Genomic DNA, 21,997 nt, shown 5'->3' on the forward strand with positions numbered 1-21,997 from the left:
TGAGTCCTCTACTCAGGCTGGAGAGATCCTGTCTGAGCAAGTCATGTCTTTGATTAAAGAATCCCCGCGTCTTTAGACCGGGGAGTGTCAAAAAATAGGTGATATTGGAGAAGTCAGGAGTTCAGGAGTCAGGAGTCAGGAGTTCAGGAGTCAGGAGTTCAGGAGTTCAGGAGTTCAGGAGTTCAGGAGTCAGGAGTTCAGGAGGAAGAAGGAAGAAGGAAGAAGGAAGAAGGAAGAAGGAAGAAGGAAGAAGGAAGAAGGAAGAAGGAAGGAGTTCAGGAGTTTTTTTGAATTGTAAACTATTGTGTATTGGCAGGACGCGATTTCAGTGTCTTTAAGTATGAATTCATGAGTATAAAATTGAGTGTTTCTTGGCAAGTGGTGGATAAGTGGTTGAATAATTTAGAACAGCGTCCAGTGCTAGCTGTGGCTGTTTCGTCCCTGTGGTTATTGGTAATTGGTTGGATAGCTTTTGGCTGGAATTTGGGTAATGTGGGCTTAATTGATGAGACTGAGCCGCTGTTTGCGGAAGCTTCCCGACAAATGCTGGTAACTGGTGATTGGATTACGCCGTTTTTTAATGGTGAAACTCGCTTTGATAAACCTGCTTTAATTTATTGGTGTCAAGCGATCGCTTACTCTATTATGGGAGTAAATGAATGGGCTGTGCGTATCCCTTCAGCATTGGCAGCAATGGGCGTAATTGCTTTGGCATTTTACACTGTGCAGTGGTACTTTGCCAAAAAAGATGAATTAGAACAAGTTACTAATTTGCCTAGACGTTACTTTACAGCCGCCATTGCCGCTGCTTTAATGGCACTCAACGCAGAAATGATTGTTTGGGGCAGAGCCGGGGTTTCTGATATGTTACTCAACGGCTGTATAGGTTCAACTTTATTATGTTTTTTCCTGGGATATGCTCAGAATAATTCCCCAATCGTCACTGCTAATTGGCGACTTCCCAATAAATGGTATTTAGCAAGTTATGTCTTAATTGCTGGGGCAATATTAACTAAAGGTCCTGTAGGCATTGTCTTACCAGGACTAATTATGATTGCTTTTGCCTTGTATGTGGGGAAATTTTGGGAACTATGGCGAGAAATGCAGCCGATTTTGGGAATGGGGATAGTTTTAGTTATCTCACTTCCTTGGTATGTTTTGGTAACTTGGCGCAACGGCTGGAATTTTATTAATGCCTTTTTTATCTATCACAATATAGACCGTTTTACCGAAGTTGTTAATGGCCATTCAGCCCCTTGGTATTTTTACTTTTTAGTCGTTTTGTTGGGCTTTGCACCATATTCAGTGTACATCCCTGCGGCTCTAGTTAGAATAAATCTTTTGCAGCGATCGCAGTGGTTAAAGCAAGAACGCTCTCAACAATTAGGTTTATTTGTCTGTTTATGGTTTTTGGGTGTATTTGGATTTTTCACAATTTCTGTTACCAAATTACCCAGTTATGTATTACCCTTAATGCCAGCAGCAGCTATTCTTGTGGCATTATTTTGGAGTGATCTTTTCCCCAATTCACAAACTCCGACTCCTCCCAAATTTTTACGCATCAGTGCTTGGGTAAACTTAGCTTTTCTAACAGTTATTTCCATTGCCCTCTTTAATCTTACCCAAATTGCTGGGCCTGATCCTGCTGCTCCTGAATTATACGTACAAATGGAGAAATCAGGAATCCTCAAATTTGCGGGAATAATTTGGTTACTATCTACAGTTACTTCGGCTATCTTAATATTAAGTCACCGTTATCAACAGATAATTACAATTAATTTATTAGGATTTATAGCCTTTATTGCTATTTCCTTAATGCCTGCTGTTTTGATTATGGACCAACAGCGTCAACTACCTCTGAGAGAATTATCAGCCTTAGTTGTTGAATCAAAACAACCCAATGAAGAATTAATTATGGTTGGGTTCAAAAAACCTACCGTGACTTTCTACACGCACAAAAACGTTAATTACATTAAATTTTCTCAACAAGCTCTTGAATATATTCAAAAGCAATCATCACAAGAAAACAGACCACCATCATTGTTAATCTTAGTTGAACAGGGAAAATTTCAGGAAATGGATTTACCACCTGATACTTACAAAAACTTAGCCACCAAAGGCGCTTATCATCTCATTCGCATTCCTTTGAAAACAGCTAAACGAGATAACTTGTCTTAAACTATGATTTTTTTGATTGATGTGATTTATGTGATGATTGATTGTTGTGATTGAAGTGATTATTACATAAAATCATCATAATCATCTTAAACTATGATTTTTTTGATTGATGTGATTTATGTGATGATTGGTCATTGTGAGGATTATTTTCATCATCACAATCATCTTAAACTATGATTCTTTTGATTGATGTGATTTATGTGATGATTGATTGTTGTGAGGATTATTTCCATCATCATAATCATCTTAAACTATGATTCTTTTGATTGATGTGATTTATGTGATGATTGATTGTTGTGAGGATTATTTCCATCATCACAATCATCTTAAACTATGATTTTTTTGATTGATGTGATTTATGTGATTTATGTGATGATTGGTCATTGTGAGGATTATTTTCATCATCATAATCATCTTAAACTATGATTTTTTTGATTGATGTGATTTATGTCATTTATGTGATGATTGGTCATTGTGAGGATTATTTTCATCATCATAATCAAATGAATCAAATGAATCAAATAAATCAAATAAATCATAGTCTAATTTGCTAAAGATTGATTAATCTGAATTAATAGTTCCTCCATTGAAATCGAACGGGGTAATATCTGGGTAGCAATTCCCCGAACCGCAGTTTCTACAGAAGATGTATATCGTTGTTTCCGAGATTTTGTTACATTTTCATAATTGGGTTCATTGAATTTCTGGTCAAGTACCAAAATTGGCGGCAAATTAAATGGTAAATTCCCTAATGATTCAATAGCTTTTTGTACTTCCTTATTCATTGCCGTCTCGTTCAAGCAAATCAAAAGTAAATCAACACTTTGATGACTGACTTGTTGGACAACTTCCGACCAACAACCGGCAATAGAAGCTCTAAAACCAGCAGTTTGTAAGTATTGAATTAAAGCTTGAAACCACTCATATCCTCGATTAATTTGCTCATCTTCAAAATTAACAAAAGAACTTTTGACTGACTGATAATCTTTAAGTGGTTTGCGTTTTACCGTGGATAAATCACTCAGCATACTTATATCTACAACTAAAATATTTATTGGACAACAAATACCAGCAGCAATTTGTAATACAGATGATAAAGCATCTTGTTGATAATTTTGATGATTATTTTTCTGTGTTAAGGGACTTAAACAAGGAAATACAGACAATCCTGGTATTTGGGAAGCAGCTAAAGTAGTCGCAACATCACAAGTTACCAATGGTAAAGTTGCCAATCTTTGATGTTTTGTTAATTGTTCTAAATAAGTGCGAGCAGTAGAAATTTCCATATCTAGTAAAATTACATCAAACTGCCAAACTCGCGCTAATAAATCTGCTTGATCTAAATCATCTACTTCAATAACTCGATGTTCTCGCAGAGAAGGGTAGAGATTAATAGCCTCTATTTCCGGATTTACTAACCTGAGAATTCGCAAAGGAATATTTTGAGAATTGATCTGATGATTTTCCATCACTGAATTCTTAAATTCAGTTGTTGTTGATATTTTTTCTAACAATGATGCCAACGCTTGATGCTTAATTGGTAAACTCAAAAAACTATCAGCCTGTTTATTAAATGCTTGTTCCTTTTCGGCCGCTGTGGCTGTGACAATAACATGAATATGACGAGTTAAAACATCAGATTTTAGTAAAGTCATTACGTCCCAACCAGAAAGTAAAGGTAGTAAAGGATTTAAAAATATTGCCTTTGGTTGCAAACGTCGAGCTTTTTCTAGTGCCTCTGTTCCTGATCTAGCAATAACAACACGATAACCTAAACCTTTAAGTTGTTCAGTTAATTCTTCAATATATTGAGCTACTGCTTCCACTACTAACACCAGTCTTTGGGAAGAACTATTGAGGTTTTGAGGAGAAGAATTGATGATATTGCCTATTTCCCTCTTGGTCGCTATGTCTTCAGACTCATTAAAACTGGCTTTTGGTGGACTTGGAGGTAAAAGCAAAGTAAACTGACTCCCTTTCCCCTCACGAGATAAGAAACTGACATCTCCACCATGTAAACGAGCCAAAGCTCTAGTTAATACTAATCCTAAACCCGTTCCTTCAAACTGACGAGTGAGTGGGTTTTCTAATTGCTGGAATTTTTGAAAGATTAAATGTTGTTGTTGTTCAGGAATTCCAATCCCTGTATCCCAAATAGTAAAGGCAATCCAGCCTTCCCAACGGCTAACCCATAAACCAATTTCCCCAGATATTTCCGTGAATTTAAAGGCATTAGAAAGTAAATGTACTAACATCTGTCGCAAGCGTAATTCATCTGCGACCATTTCTTCTAAACCTGGTTCAATTACTAGGCTAAATTGGTGATTAGAATTAGATGAATTTTGATTTTCTGCTGGGGATGATTGTTTAGTTTTGTGAGTTTGATGATAAATGTTTTTAACGTCTGAGAAAGCCCGTTCACATACTACTTGAATTTGTACCGGGGTGAGGGTAAGTTCCATCTGTCCCGTTTCCATTCGCGTTAAATCTAAAATATCATTCACCACACTCATCAAATGTCTACCACTTTGATGAATTAATCCAGCATAACGAGCTTGACGCTCATTTAATTGTCCCAACTGTTGATCTACCAGAAGGCGAGATAGTCCTAAAACTGCTGTTAACGGTGTTTTTAATTCATGACTAATGCAAGCTAAAAATTCATCTTTTAAGCGATTGAGTTGAATCAAATCGGTATTTTTTGCTGCCAACTCTTTGCAAAGTTGTTGTTGTTCAGTTACATCTGTGGCTAATATTAACCATAGTTCTTCTGAATTTTTTGGTAATTCTGACTCCGAAACCCAAACTTTTAACTCGTTACTATCTAAAGGAATTTTTGCAAATTCCCAAACTCGTTCCTGACCAGTTTTAATTTCCACCACACAAGTACAAATACCCAATTTCTTATCGAAAACACAGTGGTTAGAACCGTCATTTATCGGCAGAGATAGTTCTTGCAAAAAAGGGAAAGCTGATGGTGAGTCAGGAGAAAAAACTGTCGGTGAGATACTGTGTTTGTGCGTCGTGAAAGTATCGGTTTTCTGATTTTCTTGAGGATTGGTATAAATATATTTTGGAGTAAGTATAGTCTCTACCTGTTTTCTAATGCCTTCAGGATCTTTTGATGTTCCTAGTTGTTGCCACCAAGGGAGGTTTTGCATAACTACTTCGCCTTGACTAGTTTGTAACATCATTGGCCAGGGCAATCTAGCTAATAAGTGGACTATAGACTTGTGTATTTTTGGCTGGCATTTATTGGCTGTATCTTTGATGTTTTTTTGGTGTGGAGAAGTTTTGGTGTTTGTCACATATTTGTGACTTTCTTCTGCTTTGGTTAAACTAATGGAAATTTTCTTCTGAGCTAACAATATTAATAGGCTTAAAGTATTTAGGATTCCTAAATATTTACCATCTGAATCAACTAGCGCCCAATCTAAGTTACTTTTTTGTTGTGCTTCTTGATCTTTGAGAAATAAACTAAATTTTTCCAGATTTGCTGCGGCTGGTATGGTCTGTATTGGTGCTATGAGGGATTTATCCACCTGTGAGAGTGGTTGTTGCAAATGCAAATTCAAGATGTGGTTATCAGCATCTGCGGCTAAGAATTGTGGCAGTAATCGAGCAGAATACAATACACCAATTGGGCATTGTTGGGAATTAACTATTACCAAGCGATCGCACTGTTCTTCGACAAAAATATCCAGCACTGCTGCCAGAGTATTCGTTTCCCAGCACATTGGTACAGTTACTATAAATTCATCAAGTGGGTACTGTAGCATTAAAATAAGTCCTCGGTGGTCTTTCTGCTTGTGATCAACTTCAGCATTACCATCAGCACTTGGTTTAGATAGTTTTCAAGCCTGAAGCAATATCCTCCAGGAATATTGAAAATGGGCGACGCTATCAGCGATTCTGGTGACAATTGACAGACCTCTTCAAACTAGCTATTTAGCTATAGCTTGTGGTCACACTCCGTCATGGACATACATTGTCTCGAAGTCAATCACTAATAATTTTTACCCTTGTGATCCAATATGTGAGTTTCTATCCAGAGCAAGTAACCATATTTACCAGAAAAGCTACTGGTATTGGAAATCATCATTTTCTAGGGTGACAACTACAACAATAATTATGGCTCTAAAGATTCGCTTTAGAACCTTGAGGAATTATAATGATTTAAAATGCGACAATTCTTTAAGTTCGTTTAAGTATCTTATCAATAAGTGAAATAATGTCATCTATCTGTCGTCGGATATCCTCATACACATTATCCATTAGCCATGACTCTCTCTCAATGCAATGAGCCATCAAAGAATTTATCAGTTATACTACTTAGCCCCGCTATGTATAATTGATTGCGTGACAGTGTATTGCACTTTCAAAAATTCATGATCTATAAATAGTAGATGTTATTACCTATATTGCTTTTACAAACAAATATAAAACAAATTCTCGATAGACCATTTGTAGAAGAGAGGCACAAAAGTTTAATTGCTCAAATATGGAACTTCCTTGAGAAATTAATCACTCAATGTTACTGGCAACCTATACTTTGTCAAATACACTATTTGCCCCATTGTCAGCCACAAAACCCAGATCAAAAAGATAATTATTTCTTTGCAGTTAGCCAGGAAAAAAAGACACAAAATTTTCAGGACATGGCTGCTATCGAAAAACAGGAAATTTTAAAATCACTTAAATCAGATTACCGTCAAATAATTATCAATTATTTTATCAGTGACAAAACACTACCAGAAAAACTTGATAAATTTGTTAATACCCTATTTTATACAGGTATTCCCATACCACAAATTATAGAAATGCATATGGAAGTCATTGATGAATTTTCTAAGCAATTAAGGATGGAAGGCAGAAGTGATGAAACATTGCTCGATTACCGTTTAACCTTAATAGATATTTTGGCACATCTTTGTGAAATTTATCGCTGTTCTGTTGCTAAAATTCCGTTGAATATTCCAAAGTAGAATTTGCATTTGCATTCATGATGAATTAATGCTTGATTGTGTATGTAAAGAATACGGCTTTTGGTCTTTCACCTCTATGTTTTTAGGAGTTTATATTGTATGAATGAAGCTAAAAAGACCTATGTTCTCAAGCTATATGTAGCAGGAAATACCCCTAATTCAATGCGGGCTTTAAAAACCCTCAAAAATATCTTAGAAGAAGAATTTAAAGGAGTTTATGCTTTAAAAGTAATTGATGTCCTGAAAAACCCCCAGTTGGCCGAAGAGGATAAAATACTCGCCACACCAACACTATCAAAAATTCTGCCCCCACCTGTGCGAAAAATTATTGGTGATTTAACAGATAGAGAAAGAGTATTAATTGGGTTGGATCTGCTGTATGAAGAATTGAGTGAAGAATATGGGAAAGAATAACACAAAATGCAGGAGGCAAGAGTAAAGCCGTGGTGTTAGCCATTCTTTGATGAAAATTCGGGAATTATTTTTACCTGCAATTTGGTATATTTATTTAGTTATTAAAAATAATTAAAAACTTTCTTGATTTTAAAAACCTGGGGTGAATATCCATATTAGACAAACCATGAATAAAAAAGAGCAACCTGAACCCAAAAAAATACCTATTGGTGTCGAAAAAATTCGCACGATGATCGAGGGCTTTGACGATATTAGTCATGGCGGTTTACCTGTTGGTAGAACTACTTTAATTAGTGGAACTTCAGGAACTGGCAAAACTTTATTATCACTGCAATTTCTTTATAATGGCATCACTTACTTCGACGAACCAGGAGTATTTGTCACATTTGAAGAATCACCCAGTGACATTATTAAAAATGCCCATATTTTTGATTGGAATTTACAAGGTTTAATTGATGAAGGTAAATTATTTATTCTCGACGCATCTCCTGATCCTGAAGGTCAAGATATCGTAGGTAATTTTGATTTATCAGCCCTGATTGAACGTTTACAATATGCCATTCGTAAATATAAAGCTAAACGGGTTTCCATTGATTCCATGACCGCCATATTTCAACAATATGAAGCGATAGGAGTAGTCCGGCGAGAAATTTTTCGGTTAGTAGCACGGCTGAAACTATTGAATGTCACCACCATCATTACCACTGAACGGGGTGAAGAATATGGACCAGTAGCATCTTTTGGAGTTGAAGAATTTGTTTCTGATAATGTAATAATTGCTCGTAACGTCTTAGAAGGAGAACGTCGCCGCCGAACTATTGAAATCCTCAAGTTACGGGGAACAACTCACATGAAAGGCGAATATCCCTTCACAATTACCAATGAAGGAGTCAATATATTCCCCTTGGGAGCAATGCGTTTAACACAACGATCTTCTAATGTGCGCGTATCTTCTGGAGTGAAAATTCTTGATGAAATGTGTGGTGGTGGTTTCTTTAAAGATTCGATTATTTTAGCCACAGGAGCTACAGGAACTGGGAAAACTTTATTAGTGAGTAAGTTTATTCAAGATGGCTGTATTAATGGTGAACGAGCCATATTATTTGCTTATGAAGAATCTCGCGCCCAACTTTCCCGGAATGCTTCTTCCTGGGGAATTGATTTTGAAGAATTAGAACATCAAGGATTACTGAAAATCATTTGTACCTATCCTGAATCCACTGGTTTAGAAGATCACTTACAAATTATTAAATCAGAAATCTCCCATTTCAAACCTGCTCGCATTGCCATTGATTCACTTTCCGCAATGGCTAGAGGCGTTAGTAATAATGCTTTTCGTCAATTTGTAATTGGGGTGACAGGTTATGCTAAACAAGAAGAAATTACTGGTTTCTTTACCAATACTACAGATCAATTTCTGGGTTCTAATTCCATTACTGACTCCCACATTTCTACGATTACAGACACAATTTTGATGTTACAATATGTAGAAATTCGGGGAGAAATGTCACGGGCAATTAACGTATTTAAAATGCGCGGCTCATGGCACGATAAGGGAATTCGTGAATATAATATTACGGCAGATGGTCCTGATATTAAAGATTCATTCCGTAACTATGAGCGAATTATTAGTGGTGCGCCTAACCGCGTTACTATAAACGAAAAAGCAGAACTTTCTCGGATTGTCAAACGTTTTGAAGACAACCCGAGTTCGGATGTTTAACACAGGGTATAGTCCGATATTTCTGCTTAAATCTCTAGATCGTGCTATATTTTGTGGTGAAGACAAGTATTCTGCCGCTAAATTAATATTTTTTGTGTGAGGGGATGCGGTGAAAGGACAGCAATTATTCCATTGTTTCTTACCTGGTGTGACAGCAGCAGTATTAACAACTCAGCCCGCTTGGGCTAATGTTATTCAAGTAAGTCAGTTACAGCTAACGTCTTCTCCTAGTGTGTTAATTTCTACTAATAGTGGGAATTCATTAACAGACAATAGCCTACAGCCCAAAAGTAACGTTAAAAGTAACCCAGGATTATTACCTGTTAATTATCTCAGTCAAGGTAGTATCCAGCCTATCGGCAACCACGGTCTACCTGTAGTTGTTGCTGACAATTATCTCAGCATTGACGGAGAAAAAATTTCTAAACAAGATCACAGTAGATTTGTCGGTTTTTCTGATTTATCAAATAATAATTTTCTGGCTGTTAGTAATCCACAATCAAGTAATTTAAGTAACTCTGATCAGCAAGGTGATGTAGAGGTAGCAAAGTTACTAAAATCTGGTAATTGTCCACAGTCTCAGCCAAAGAGTCAAGCGGCTTTACTTTTTACTTCTAACACCTGCTTACCTCAAAATACTGATACTTGGATAGCACAAACAACTGTTCCTACTACTTCAGAAACCAGTACACCTCCGGCGGAGAATGTAAAGCCTACACCTCCGACCGTGGAGAATGTACAACCTACAAGTCAGCCCGTAGATTTTCCTAATGTTTCTAATGATTTGAATCCTAGTCCTAATCCGCTGCTATATCCGACCCAAGCAGAGGAAGTGAAGGTTCAAGGAACTCAGACAATTAGTTTGTCACAGGCGCTGGAACTGGCTAAACGGAATAATAATGATTTACAAGTGTCTGTATTACAACTGCAACGGAGTAAATCAGTTCTCCGCGAAGCGCAAGCCGCTTTCCTACCCAGTGTAGATTTGAGTGGTGATGTTACTAATAGTCGCAGTGTGGGATCTACGCTACAGTTTGACCAAGCTAGGAAAACAAATCCTTTAGTGGGCGATCCTCCCTCCAATACGGCATTTAGCGGTACAGCACAGATAAGATATGATCTTTACACCTCTGGTAGACGTAATGCAGCGATTAAAGAGGCTGAAGAACGGATAAGGGTGCAAGAATTGGATGTGGAAAGGCAATCTGAAGAAATTGGTCTGAATGTGGCCAAGGCATATTATGATCTGCAACAAGCTGATGAAAATGTGAGAATTTCCCAGTCAGCCGTAAACAATGCTCAAGCTAGTTTGAAAGATGCAGTGGCTTTAGAACGGGCTGGTGTGGGAACTCGTTTCGATGTGTTGCGATCGCAGGTAAATTTAGCTAACTCCCAACAGGACTTAACTACTGCCTTTTCTCAACAACAAATTGCCCGCCGCAAGTTAGCACCACTGTTGAATTTGCCTCAGTCAGTGAGTATTAGTGCAGGTGATCCTGTTAAACTAGCGGGTTTATGGCAACAGCCACTAGAGCAAAGTATCATTTTAGCCTATCAAAACCGTTCTGAACTACAACAGAACTTAGCACAGCGTAATATTAGTGAAGCTCAAAGAAAACAGGCATTAGCATCTTTGGGTCCCCAGGTGAGCTTAGTGGGCAGATATAACTTGTTAGATCAGTTTGATGATGGCACAAGCGTCAGCGATGGTTATTCTGTGGGAGTGCAAGCGACCCTCAATTTATATGATGGGGGAGCAGCAAAAGCTAGAGCAGCCCAATCTAAGACCAATATTGCGATCGCCGAAACTCAGTTTTCTGAACAGCGCAACCAAATCCGCTTTCAAGTAGAACAAGCATATTCTACCCAAGCATCAAATTTGGAAAATGTACAAACTTCTAATGTGGCTTTAGAACAAGCTAAAGAGTCTTTGCGGTTAGCGCGGTTGAGATTCCAAGCCGGTGTCGGGACTCAAACTGATGTAATTAACGCATTAAATGACCTCACCCGTTCTGAAGGTAATCGCGTCAAAGCAATTTTGGATTACAACCGAGCTTTAACAGAACTACAAAGATATGTTACATCCAGGGGTTTAAATCAATTAGATAACTCAGGAGTCAAGAGTCAGGAGTCAGGAGTCAAGTAACAGGAAGGGAGCGGGGGAGAATATTTTTCTTCCCAGTTCCTAGTGGTCTGTCAATTTTCTATTTGTGGATAAAGACGCTTGAGACGGATACGTTTGAGTTCGTTTTTTTTAGCACTTGGCGCAAGGTTTCGTGACTAATTGCTGGCACAATTTCTAACTCAACCGCAATGTCTGCCAGTAACCGCAATGTCCAACGAGCCTGACCAGCAGGCGGTTCTCCACAACGCAAGGCGATTAGTTTTGCTTCCACCTCTCCATGAATAATCGGTTGACGAGGCGGCATTTTACTGGGCTTGCGGTTTAATGCTGAATCTATACCTTCTTTTACCAATCGCTCTCTAAGATTTGCGACTGTGTTTCGGTGGCAACTAAAGGCGGTAGCAGCTTCCTCGTCCGTCCATCCCTGTCCATTAACATCAATGTTTATAGGACTTACGCATTGACAGGATCAACCAAATATGGGGTATGGGTTTCGGGTATTTTAACATGATTTTTTGATGATTTTTGAGCGATAGCCGCTATTGATCGGAAGTTAATCGCCAAAAGCCTGAAACGACGGATTTTCGTTCATGCACATGATGGTGAATTTGTACAGTGCGTAAGTCCTAGCCCATATAAACCACTAATCTTCCGCTACACCCATAATCTTTTTCAACATATCTAAGCCTTTTTTAACTTGGCGAGAAACTGTGACAACACTAATGCCTAAATGTACTGCTACTTGTTTTTGGGTTAAATCATACAAAAATACAAACTCAACAACGTCACGAGTCCGCTGTTCTAACTGAATCAGGGCTTGTTGTAACCTAATTTTGTCTTCTTGGGCTAATTGAAAACTGCGATATTTGCTATCTGGAACTAACTCACCCAAACAAGTAGAGCCTTCTTCTCCATCTTGGATAGGTACATCCAAACTCAACGGAGCGCGGTTAATCCATGCTAATTTAATTTCCTGCCATTCACTCAGAGAAATTGCCAATGCAGCCGCTAATTCGCTATCAGTCGGTGGGCGATTATATTGCTCGCACAGAGAACGGGAAAGCCCAACAGCTTGTTGTTGGAGTGCTAACCACCGTCTGGGTATTCTCACAGTTACACCTTTATCTCGCAGATAATGTTGAATTTCACCACGAATATAAGGCATCGCATAGGAACTAAAAGCATTTCCCTTAGAAAGTTCAAATTTCTCAATTGCTCTAATTAAGCCCATACAGGCTACCTGGAGAAGATCCTCATAGCTCTCATTACACTGATTAATCCAATAATGGGCTTCCTTTCTGGCTAGTCCAAGATTGAGTTTTACCAGTTGATTGCGAACTATTTCCGAACGGGATCGCTGATACTCTCGCAACAACTGTGAATTTTCATGTTTCAGTTTGTTAGTAGATGTTTCGTCAGTAGTTTTATTAGGCATAACACTTTGGTTCTTAAACAAGTATATTTGGTATATAATCGCTTTTGAAAATAGCCACTATTTCTGCTCTTGGCTGAATGGTGACAAGTTCTACATCACAGAAAAATCTTGTCCAGACAAAATCGCCGTAAATGCTTTGCACAATACAATTAGCAATGGCAAGATTGTCCTGATATTTTTTTACTCAAATTAGTTGAGTATACTTCCTAATTTATTAAACAACTGTCATAAACTTAAAATATACAATTAGCAATCTAATATTAAACCGGGATTGCGCCTAATTTAACTAATTAACCATGAGATTTACTTATAGGTCTTGAGAATTGGCAATAGTTGATGAGGATCAAGCTTTGGGCTGCGATTATTTTTGTTTATCTGCTGTCTTCTCTGGATTGAATGAGTAATATTACGTAATTAAATAATTAAATTCATCTCCAACTTTTCAGCAAAAAAAAATAAAATTTTAAATCAGTAAATTTACGTGGAAATTAAACAACCCTAGTTTTCCAAAAAAAACCAAGATGCAGATTACCAGCAGAGTGCATCTTGGTTAAGGCATTGCCACAAATAAATTTTCGTGACTGCTGAATTTTTGTTCATTCCCAAACTCATGGAGGTATATTAGATTACTAAATTACCAAAATACTTATGGATTTAAACTCCCATGAGGTTGTATCAATATTTAGGCGCGAGGCTCAATTCGACCGTAGAATAAACCACGAATCTTCACTTCTTTAGGTTCACCTGCACCTAAATCGGTATCAGAAGGTTGTTCACTTTCAAAAGTCCCAGCTATTTCACCAGAAGCGCTATCTACTTTGGCTACTTGCAAGGAAATTTTACCTTTGAGGATTTCTGCCCGCTTGACATTAGTACGAGTTAGATCTTCATTATCAGATCCGGCTGGTAAAGCTACAGCATTGTCATAGCCACTAACAACACCACGACCTTTAGGATCTAAGAAAGCTGCACCACGATAGGAAGGGACTTTAAAAGTTCCTTCAAAGTCAGTGGATGTGTTAATGCTAGTTAAATTAGGTTGTGTTTGTGCAACCAAGCTTTTGATGGTAAACAAGAAAGGTACTAATTCACCACCAGGAAGTTTAACGGTGATAGCTTGAAAATCAAGACCATCTTCTTCCGTAAAAGTCAAGCTATGATCTGGATTGCTAGTTAGCTGACCTTGTACTTGGTCAATGGTAGAAGTATATCTGGTCATAACTTTACCAGATACAAATTCTGCTTTTTGACGTTTGTTAGCAGGTTCTTCTTTGACAAAGAAACTGGTTGGTTCTAAACAAAGTTCTTTGATGCTGTATGTCACATTAGGATCAACAGTAATTGAACCACGACTAGTTTCTGTCAGTTGGGGGCATTTGTTAGCCAACCCTGTGCCGCGAATTTGTTCGTAGGTGAGGACATCACTGACGCTGGCAGAAGGTGCATCACTACAAGCTGTGATTAGCCCTAAGCATAGAGCAAAGAAAGCAACAATTAAAGCGCGATACCTCATGGTTAACCTCAATCTCAAAAATTAATATCTAAGTTGTCAAACTGCTTTACTGAACGCACTTAAACGCATTGCGTTTCTGAGCCTGGAATTCAAACCATAGACTAAGCAGCGAACCGCATCCATTCTGGATGATGTATGTGTTGTCAGTACATACATCAAAAGTGTTTGGATAGGGAAATTAGCCAGATCATACGATTTTTTTTAACTCAAAATCAAAGCACTCTAGTGGTTAAATTCTGCTGTCATCCAGCACAAATCAGGGAAAAGCCTTCTCTACCTTACCATCAAGGATTCTTGTTACCTGAGAATAGTTAAAAAGTTACATAGCAGAAGCCAGGAATTAGAAAGAAGGAGCCAGGATTGAAACTTGAGTGCTATCTGGTGGCTTTTGACCTAATTTTTCTTCCTCATTCCAGTGCATACCGTTATATCTGAAGATATCTGACTCTGTTATTGATCAATTTAGGGACTTTTCCAGTATCGTATTAGTTTTATGGAGTAAAACGTTCCATGAACCATGATCAAAATTGGACATCTGGGGATTTGTCCTGCCAGCTACAAGCGATTTCTGGTGCGGTTAAAGATGTAGCTCAAACTTGCGGTGGAGATATAATTTCTCTACTGGCTTTGTTACGTCATTTAGAAAAGTTGCACAAAGAAATTCGAGATGGAGTGTTTCAAGAAAATTTGCCTGATAATCGCCAAAGATTATACTCGCTGCTCAGAGATATTGAGTCTGAGGGGGGTTGGCCTTATATTGCCCGAATGCGAGTACAGGCGTTATTGGTAAATTTGTCTGAGGAAGTTACTGATGAGGATGCTCTTACCAGCTATACTCATGATGTTTTCAAAATTGATAACTCGTCAGAATAGTTCAATATTTAAAATTAACAAATTAAATATTTTTGGATTTGATGGTGAAAGCATCACCATCAACAGTAAATTTATGAGGTGGGAAAGTTTTACCGAATTTACAATGCGTTGGGTACTATTGTTAAAAGCTAATTTTCTCCATAATACCCATGATGTTAGCTAAATTTAATTGCTAGATAAGCGAATTTAATATCCAGAATAAATTGGACTGATATTTACAAGAGGAAAACAATGGCTGGGATATTATCAGTTTCTCGGACAAATTTAGCTCAACGCCGCCAAAAATTACGTCGGCAGCGACAACTCAAAATTCTTCAGGCTATTTGGCGGACGCTGGCTGTCACTGGATTGGCCTCGGTTTTGTTCTGGGTAGCAATTCAACCAATGTGGGTGTTAAAGGATTCGGGGCAAATAGTGATCAAATCTGGTGGTCAAGTTTTGACCCAAAAGGATATTTATTCATTGTTAGGGTTGTCATCTCCCCAGTCTTTATGGCGGATTGAACCTTCCCTAATTGCTGATTCTTTAAGAAAACAACCGAACATTGCCCAAGCTACGGTTAGACGGCGGTTATTACCTCCTGGTTTAATTATTGAAATCCAGGAACGAGTACCAGTAGCGATCGCCCAAATAACCAAAAATCAAAGGATAACCAGTTGTGTTCTGACTCCTTCATTCACGGGTAAGCCTTCTGAGGTTAAGTCTTGTTTGCAAAATAGCGGTATGGCTAATCAACAAAATGAACTAGGTTTACTGGATGCTAGTGGCGTGTGGATGCCTTTATCAAGGTATATCTCCATTAACCCCAAAGCAAAGTTACCTCGACTCATAGTAATTGGTGCGATCGCACAATACAAGCCATTCTGGACTCAACTTTATGAAGCTATCAGTCACAGTTCTCTAAAGGTGACAGAAATTAATTTTCAAGATCCTACAAATTTAATTTTGAAAACTGAATTAGGAATTGTGCATTTAGGCAGCCTTAGCAATAGATTACCTGAGCAAATTCAAGCACTTGTACAAATGCGCCGTTTACCGAATGAAGTTAATCCTAGTAATATAGATTACATTGATATTAAAAATCCCGCCGTTCCATTAGTACAAATGAATCAAAAAAATCCAGGCTTAGTTATTAAGAAATCAGAGCCACTGCACAAAACACCAATCCGTTGAAGTTCAACATTTTTTCTTTCTACTCCCTTCGGCCTTTGTCTAGCTGAATAGGCAAATCTTTTAAATTAGTAACTTGAGTTGCTAATTTTATATTTTTGTAAATTAGGTATATATTATACATATAGATATAGAATTTTTTAACCGTTAGTTAAAAGATCATGCTAAGGGTTGTAAAATTAATAACTAAAAAATATTCTAAAAAAATTCAGGAGGTTATTAAAACTTATTACTAGGACTAAGCTTAAGCTCTATCAAACAGTTAATAACCAGTTGAATATTTTATATCAACCAGTCATCACAGCTTTTTGCCCAAAGATAGGGTTGTTATAGTGGGATCTGCCCAGGAGTTTAGTTAACGCTATTGTTGAAGTGATCTGCTGCTGACAAAGAAAATGCGATAAATAAATGTCTATAGTTTTTAGAACTATTCTTAAAAAGAATAGGGGGGAGTCAGCAACATGAGCAGCTAGTATCATAAACTGTACAGCTAATCAACAATCCCAAAGGAGAAAGAGTTAGAAGGCACCAGGCTGGATATCTGATTCTGCAACTGAGGTTTTATACCTCTCTCATGGACAAATTGCCACATCTCACCTGCCATCATGTAGGCTAGGGAATAGTAAAAAAATAAAATAGCGTGCCAAAATTTATTTTGGCAATTATTTGACTCTTAGGTGAATCACACCGCAAAAAGTCGTTTATCTACCTTTTCACAAATCCAATGACACTTGATAATAACCAAGGGCTGATTTATAACTCTCAAAATCCCGGACAACCAGGGTTTTCTCTGGCAGTTAACTCAAGCAATCCCTTTAATAATTCTGGAATGAACTTTGCTCAAGGTAAAGATGGCAAGAGAATTTCTCTCGAAAATAGCGGTATTGGTGAAATTGTGCCAGGCCGTGTTGCCAACATCAAAGTAATTGGTGTGGGTGGTGGTGGTGGTAATGCTGTCAACCGCATGATTGAGTCTGATGTATCCGGTGTTGAGTTTTGGTCAATTAATACTGATGCTCAAGCTCTGACTTTAGCGGGCGCTCCTAGTCGCTTGCAAATTGGGCAGAAACTAACTAGAGGCTTGGGTGCAGGGGGAAATCCTGCTATTGGTCAAAAAGCGGCGGAAGAATCTCGTGATGAAATTGCCACAGCTTTAGAAGGTGCGGATCTAGTATTTATTACCGCTGGTATGGGTGGTGGTACAGGTACAGGTGCCGCCCCAATTGTGGCAGAAATAGCCAAGGAAATGGGCGCTCTCACCGTTGGTGTAGTGACTCGACCATTTATTTTTGAGGGACGCAGACGCACTAGCCAAGCGGAACAAGGAATTGAAGGCTTGAAAAGTCGGGTGGATACCTTAATTATTATTCCCAATAATAAGCTGTTGGAAGTCATTCCTGAGCAAACTCCTGTGCAAGAAGCTTTTCGCTATGCTGATGATGTGTTGCGTCAAGGTGTACAAGGAATTTCTGATATTATTACTATTCCTGGATTGGTCAACGTTGACTTTGCTGATGTGCGGGCTGTGATGGCAGATGCAGGATCAGCTTTGATGGGAATTGGTGTGAGTTCGGGTAAATCTAGAGCCAGAGAAGCCGCAATTGCCGCCATTTCTTCACCTTTATTGGAATGTTCTATTGAAGGAGCTAGAGGAGTTGTATTTAATATTACTGGTGGTAGTGATCTAACCCTGCATGAAGTTAATGCTGCGGCGGAAACAATCTATGAAGTGGTTGATCCTAATGCCAATATTATTTTTGGAGCGGTAATTGATGACAGACTCCAAGGAGAAGTCAGAATTACTGTGATTGCGACTGGATTTACAGGTGATATCCAACCTCCATCTGCACAAACTACTGTTACTCCTAGAGTTGTCACTCCTATTCCCACCACTACTACTACCACTAGAAGACCTACACCACTACAACAACCTGTTAATAACCCCACTCCATCTGTAGAACCACCAAAAGAAAAACCCTCTTTGGATATTCCCGATTTTCTGCAAAGACGACGGACACCACCAAGAAATTAATTGATTGTGAATATGAGATTTTAGCTTAAATAGTAGAAGCCTCTCATCTAACCGATAGGGAAGTGATGAGATGAATAGGCGCGAGTGACTTTTTTGACTAACTAGCGAAATCAGCAATGTTAGTCGATGAGGAATGAACACTTTCTTGGTTTCTCTCCAAGTATCTGATATAATTCTAATCAATAGGTGTAACTCAATTAAATGCTGAAAAGCAGCCTATTAAAAAAGTTCAAAAATCTATCTCCAAAAGACCCTAGGGCATAGGGCTTTAAAGCTCAGTCAACGTCTTCAAAGAAGAGTCGCTGAGAAACCCATACTCCCTTTCAGGTGAGTGTGTAGAGTATGTCACATTAAATTCACAGTCTCAGTTGAGGCTAGGTGCTGTATACAAATTATCAGTTATCAGGAGGAGGAAGTAAATAAATTTCTTCCCTGCTCCCTGCCTATTTACTCGCTTCTACCCATTGAATAACCTGATGAGCTATGTGAGTCCCGTCGAGACGGTCAATTTCCCGGATACCTGTGGGACTTGTGACATTAACTTCTGTTAGGTAGCCACCAATTACGTCAATACCAACAAAAATTAAGCCATCTTGCCGGAGTTTTGCGGCTAAATGGCTACAAATTTCTTGTTCTCTTGGGGTAATAGTGGTTTGAGCCACTGTTCCACCAGTGGCCATATTATTACGAAAATCACTACTACTAGAAAGACGATTTAGCGCACCTATGGGTTCACCATTGAGTAAGATAATCCGTTTATCTCCCTCCTTGGCTTGGGGTAAATAATTTTGTACCATAACTGGAACTTGACCTTGGAGCGTGCTAAGTTCGACAATGGAGTTAAAATTGCGATCGCCTGATTGTAAGAATAAAATGCCTTCCCCAGCTTTATTCCCCAAGGGTTTGAGAATTGTTGCTTCTTTAGCTGCGACAAATTGGCGAATAACTTGCTTGTCAGCGCTGACAATTGTTTCGGGAATACATTCGCTAAACTGAAGAGCATACATTTTCTCATTAGCGCTACGAATCCCAGCCGGATCATTTATTACCAAAGTTTTATTTTGGTCAACATAATCGAGAATATAGGTAGCATAGAGATAAGCATCATTAACAGGTGGATCTGTCCGCATAAATACGGCATCCATTGTTTCTAAAGCAGTAAAGGCGCTAGGACTTAATTTAAACCAAGGATTAACTGCTAACCAACGTCGTTCTAGTAACTCCACAGGAACGAGTTCTACCTGCTGCAAGGAAGCCCAGGCTTTACCATCAATAACACTCAGCAAATTTGCCTGAGTTATCCAAATTTCATGTCCCAGAATTTGCGCTGCTTCCATCAAAGCAACACTGGTATCATGACATGGATCAAGCCGATGGATAGGATCAATAATAAAAGCTAGTTTCATCCTTTATACCTCTTTCATCTACGAATTTTAATATTAAAGAATCTTAAAGATCCCCGACTTCTGAAATAAACTTAGTCATCTTCGAGCAAAATTTAGCAAAGAAGTCGGGGATCTGATCCACAATATTTTAAGAAACTAGCATCTGATCTAATTTACCTTGACGGTCTAAAGTATGGATATCATCACAACCACCAATGTGAATATCATTAATAAAAATTTGTGGTACGGAGCGTTTTCCATTAGCTCTTTGGGACATTTTATCTCTGGCTATTTCGTCTCCATCAAGATTATATTCGATAAAATCAATACTTTTACTTTTCAGTAGACTTTTAGCACGAACACAAAACGGACAAGTAGTCCAAATGTAAATTTCTACTTTTGCAGCCATAATATTTTCAAAGAAATGCAATACTTCTTAATTTTAAACTCAAGTTTAGTGGTAATGGGTAATAGTTTTTTAAATTACCAATTACCAATTACCAATTACCAATTACCTATTCCCACTCAATAGTTCCAGGTGGCTTGGAGGTAATATCATAAACCACACGGTTTACACCTTTTACTTCATTGACAATGCGGGTAGAAATTGCTTCTAATATATCGTAAGGAATTCGCGCCCAGTCTGCGGTCATGCCATCTTCGCTAGTGACAATTCTTAAAACAATAGGATAGGCATAGGTGCGTTTATCACCCATCACCCCAACGCTGCGAACTGGTAACAGAACCGCAAAAGCTTGCCAAACCTCATTATATAAACCACGTTGGTTAATTTCTTGACGAACAATTAAATCAGCGTCTCGCAAAATATTCAAGCGTTCGGAGGTGACTTCACCTAAAATACGAATTGCTAAACCAGGTCCGGGAAAAGGTTGACGTTGGACAATTTCTGCTGGTAAACCAATGGAACGCCCAACTTTGCGAACTTCATCTTTAAATAGTTTTCGCAGTGGTTCTACCAGTTTAAATCTCAAGTCTTTTGGTAAACCACCCACATTGTGATGACTTTTAATTTTCACTGCTACCCGTTCACCACTTTTTGGATCAACGTTGGTATCAGCAGATTCAATCACGTCTGGATAAAGTGTCCCTTGAGCTAAGTAGTCAAAATGCCCAAGATCCCTTGATGTCTCCTCAAAAACACTGATAAATTCATGTCCAATGCGGCGACGCTTTTCTTCGGGATCAGTTACTCCAGCAATAGCTGAGATAAATCGTTCCCGGGCATTAACATATTCTACAGGAATATGAAATTGTTCTTTAAATAACTTTACTAATCTTTCGGGTTCTAGTTTTCGCATAAAACCCTGATCAATAAATACACAGGTTAGCTGCTCACCAATGGCTTTATACAGAAGAAAAGCTAGAGTTGAAGAATCTACACCGCCAGACAATGCTAATAATACCCGTTTGTCTCCTACCTTGGCGCGAATTTCCCGAATTGATTCTTCAACAAAAGCGGCTGTTGTCCAAGTTGGTTCACAGTCACAGATATGGTAAACAAAGTTGCGAATTAAGGCTATACCACCCTGAGAATGGACGACTTCGGGGTGAAATTGCACACCATAGAGTTTTTTGTCATGGTGAGCGATCGCTGCACAAGGAGTATTATCAGTATGTGCCAGTAACTCAAAGCCAGGAGGCATATTTGTGACTGAATCTCCATGACTCATCCACATGGTTGCACCCTCTTCGACATTAGTTAATAAGTCTGTGGGGTTATCTATGTATAGAGATGCTTTACCATATTCACCCCGTTCGGCTTTGATAACTTCCCCACCCAGTTGATTAACCATGAGTTGCATACCATAGCAAACACCGAGAACGGGTATTCCCAATTTCCAAATTTCTGGGTCACAATGGGGAGCGTAGTCGCTATATACGGAATTTGGTCCACCGGAAAGGATGATACCTTTGGGGTTGATTTCGCGTAACTGTTCGGCTGTGGTGCGATAGGAAATAACTTCTGAATATACTTGAGTTTCGCGGATACGACGCGCAATTAATTCAGAATATTGAGAGCCAAAGTCTAAAATTACAATTATTTGACCTTTAAGTTTACCCAAATTTTCTGGTGTTTGAGGTATTTTTTCGGTTGGTAGAGTCACCGCTGTATTCATGCTATGGAGGGTGTGTTGTTAAGGAT

General features: G+C 38.5%; 16 protein-coding genes. 9 read left to right on the plus strand and 7 right to left on the minus strand.

Translation table 11 applies throughout. The features are described from left to right. Positions 1 to 98: 98 nt before the first annotated feature. The gene (locus AN490_RS02360) at positions 99 to 338 is read left to right on the plus strand and encodes a hypothetical protein (RefSeq protein ID WP_299999607.1); all 240 of its coding nucleotides are present in this window, start codon (positions 99 to 101) and stop codon (positions 336 to 338) included. 10 nt (positions 339 to 348) lie between these two features. Then, positions 349 to 2,178 carry a glycosyltransferase family 39 protein gene (locus tag AN490_RS02365; protein WP_299999608.1) on the plus strand — a complete coding sequence of 610 codons (1,830 nt, stop codon included), beginning with the start codon at positions 349 to 351 and terminating at the stop codon, positions 2,176 to 2,178. 542 nt (positions 2,179 to 2,720) lie between these two features. Here the strand turns inward: AN490_RS02365 and AN490_RS02370 are convergent. Continuing rightward, positions 2,721 to 5,957, minus strand: a complete 3,237-nt coding sequence (locus AN490_RS02370; protein WP_299999609.1) for an ATP-binding protein — start codon at positions 5,955 to 5,957, stop codon at positions 2,721 to 2,723. A gap of 627 nt (positions 5,958 to 6,584) precedes the next feature. On the opposite strand from AN490_RS02370, the gene AN490_RS02375 reads away from it, so the two are divergent. From AN490_RS02375 to AN490_RS02390, 4 genes are all read left to right on the plus strand, one after another. Next, entirely contained in the window at positions 6,585 to 7,163 is a 579-nt protein-coding gene (locus AN490_RS02375; protein WP_168653010.1) for a KaiA family protein, read from the plus strand. Positions 7,164 to 7,262: 99 nt separating this feature from the next. Continuing rightward, positions 7,263 to 7,577 carry a circadian clock protein KaiB gene (gene kaiB / locus AN490_RS02380; RefSeq protein WP_015081529.1) on the plus strand — a complete coding sequence of 105 codons (315 nt, stop codon included), beginning with the start codon at positions 7,263 to 7,265 and terminating at the stop codon, positions 7,575 to 7,577. 166 nt (positions 7,578 to 7,743) lie between these two features. Next, positions 7,744 to 9,300, plus strand: a complete 1,557-nt coding sequence (gene kaiC / locus AN490_RS02385; protein WP_299999613.1) for a circadian clock protein KaiC — start codon at positions 7,744 to 7,746, stop codon at positions 9,298 to 9,300. 109 nt (positions 9,301 to 9,409) lie between these two features. Beyond that, the gene (locus AN490_RS02390) at positions 9,410 to 11,446 is read left to right on the plus strand and encodes a TolC family protein (protein WP_299999615.1); all 2,037 of its coding nucleotides are present in this window, start codon (positions 9,410 to 9,412) and stop codon (positions 11,444 to 11,446) included. Between the two features lie 58 nt (positions 11,447 to 11,504). On the opposite strand, the gene AN490_RS02395 is transcribed toward AN490_RS02390, so the two are convergent. The 3 genes from AN490_RS02395 to AN490_RS02405 all read right to left on the minus strand — a co-directional run bounded on the left by AN490_RS02395 (position 11,505) and on the right by AN490_RS02405 (position 14,373). After that, a complete protein-coding gene (locus tag AN490_RS02395) occupies positions 11,505 to 11,873 on the minus strand; it encodes a helix-turn-helix domain-containing protein (RefSeq protein WP_366925008.1) in 369 nt (122 codons plus the stop codon). A 195-nt stretch (positions 11,874 to 12,068) separates the two neighbouring features. After that, positions 12,069 to 12,860, minus strand: a complete 792-nt coding sequence (locus AN490_RS02400) for an RNA polymerase sigma factor SigF (protein WP_299999616.1) — start codon at positions 12,858 to 12,860, stop codon at positions 12,069 to 12,071. A gap of 682 nt (positions 12,861 to 13,542) precedes the next feature. Further along, complete coding sequence (locus AN490_RS02405; RefSeq protein WP_299999618.1) at positions 13,543 to 14,373, minus strand: photosystem II manganese-stabilizing polypeptide; 831 nt, start codon at positions 14,371 to 14,373, stop codon at positions 13,543 to 13,545. A gap of 510 nt (positions 14,374 to 14,883) precedes the next feature. Between AN490_RS02405 and AN490_RS02410 the strand changes: the two genes are divergently transcribed. From AN490_RS02410 to ftsZ, 3 genes are all read left to right on the plus strand, one after another. Next, on the plus strand, positions 14,884 to 15,246 hold the full coding sequence (locus tag AN490_RS02410; protein WP_299999620.1) for a hypothetical protein: 363 nt from the start codon (positions 14,884 to 14,886) through the stop codon (positions 15,244 to 15,246). 231 nt (positions 15,247 to 15,477) lie between these two features. Then, the gene (locus AN490_RS02415; RefSeq protein ID WP_299999622.1) at positions 15,478 to 16,419 is read left to right on the plus strand and encodes an FtsQ-type POTRA domain-containing protein; all 942 of its coding nucleotides are present in this window, start codon (positions 15,478 to 15,480) and stop codon (positions 16,417 to 16,419) included. 721 nt (positions 16,420 to 17,140) lie between these two features. Then, on the plus strand, positions 17,141 to 18,448 hold the full coding sequence (gene ftsZ / locus AN490_RS02420; RefSeq protein WP_015081472.1) for a cell division protein FtsZ: 1,308 nt from the start codon (positions 17,141 to 17,143) through the stop codon (positions 18,446 to 18,448). 443 nt (positions 18,449 to 18,891) lie between these two features. Here the strand turns inward: ftsZ and gshB are convergent, their stop codons facing one another. The 3 genes from gshB to guaA form a co-directional block, all read right to left on the minus strand. Beyond that, positions 18,892 to 19,854, minus strand: coding sequence for a glutathione synthase (gene gshB / locus AN490_RS02425; RefSeq protein WP_299999625.1), 963 nt, complete (start codon positions 19,852 to 19,854; stop codon positions 18,892 to 18,894). A 127-nt stretch (positions 19,855 to 19,981) separates the two neighbouring features. Beyond that, positions 19,982 to 20,242 (minus strand): glutaredoxin 3, encoded by a 261-nt coding sequence (gene grxC, locus AN490_RS02430; protein WP_213712109.1) that lies wholly within the window; start codon positions 20,240 to 20,242, stop codon positions 19,982 to 19,984. Positions 20,243 to 20,348: 106 nt separating this feature from the next. Beyond that, on the minus strand, positions 20,349 to 21,971 hold the full coding sequence (gene guaA, locus AN490_RS02435) for a glutamine-hydrolyzing GMP synthase (protein WP_299999628.1): 1,623 nt from the start codon (positions 21,969 to 21,971) through the stop codon (positions 20,349 to 20,351). Positions 21,972 to 21,997: the final 26 nt, after the last annotated feature.

This window comes from Anabaena sp. AL09, assembly GCF_001672255.1.
In the GTDB taxonomy this organism is placed as follows: domain Bacteria; phylum Cyanobacteriota; class Cyanobacteriia; order Cyanobacteriales; family Nostocaceae; genus Dolichospermum; species Dolichospermum lemmermannii.

Excerpts from the sequence above, each read along its gene's own strand:
- AN490_RS02365 (WP_299999608.1), top strand. The coding sequence starts at position 349 with ATGAGTATAAAATTGAGTGTTTCTTGGCAAGTGGTGGATAAGTGGTTG.
- AN490_RS02370 (WP_299999609.1), bottom strand. The coding sequence starts at position 5,957 with ATGCTACAGTACCCACTTGATGAATTTATAGTAACTGTACCAATGTGC.
- AN490_RS02375 (WP_168653010.1), top strand. The coding sequence starts at position 6,585 with ATGTTATTACCTATATTGCTTTTACAAACAAATATAAAACAAATTCTC.
- kaiB (WP_015081529.1), top strand. The coding sequence starts at position 7,263 with ATGAATGAAGCTAAAAAGACCTATGTTCTCAAGCTATATGTAGCAGGA.
- kaiC (WP_299999613.1), top strand. The coding sequence starts at position 7,744 with ATGAATAAAAAAGAGCAACCTGAACCCAAAAAAATACCTATTGGTGTC.
- AN490_RS02400 (WP_299999616.1), bottom strand. The coding sequence starts at position 12,860 with ATGCCTAATAAAACTACTGACGAAACATCTACTAACAAACTGAAACAT.
- AN490_RS02405 (WP_299999618.1), bottom strand. The coding sequence starts at position 14,373 with ATGAGGTATCGCGCTTTAATTGTTGCTTTCTTTGCTCTATGCTTAGGG.
- AN490_RS02410 (WP_299999620.1), top strand. The coding sequence starts at position 14,884 with ATGAACCATGATCAAAATTGGACATCTGGGGATTTGTCCTGCCAGCTA.
- AN490_RS02415 (WP_299999622.1), top strand. The coding sequence starts at position 15,478 with ATGGCTGGGATATTATCAGTTTCTCGGACAAATTTAGCTCAACGCCGC.
- ftsZ (WP_015081472.1), top strand. The coding sequence starts at position 17,141 with ATGACACTTGATAATAACCAAGGGCTGATTTATAACTCTCAAAATCCC.
- gshB (WP_299999625.1), bottom strand. The coding sequence starts at position 19,854 with ATGAAACTAGCTTTTATTATTGATCCTATCCATCGGCTTGATCCATGT.
- grxC (WP_213712109.1), bottom strand. The coding sequence starts at position 20,242 with ATGGCTGCAAAAGTAGAAATTTACATTTGGACTACTTGTCCGTTTTGT.
- guaA (WP_299999628.1), bottom strand. The coding sequence starts at position 21,971 with ATGAATACAGCGGTGACTCTACCAACCGAAAAAATACCTCAAACACCA.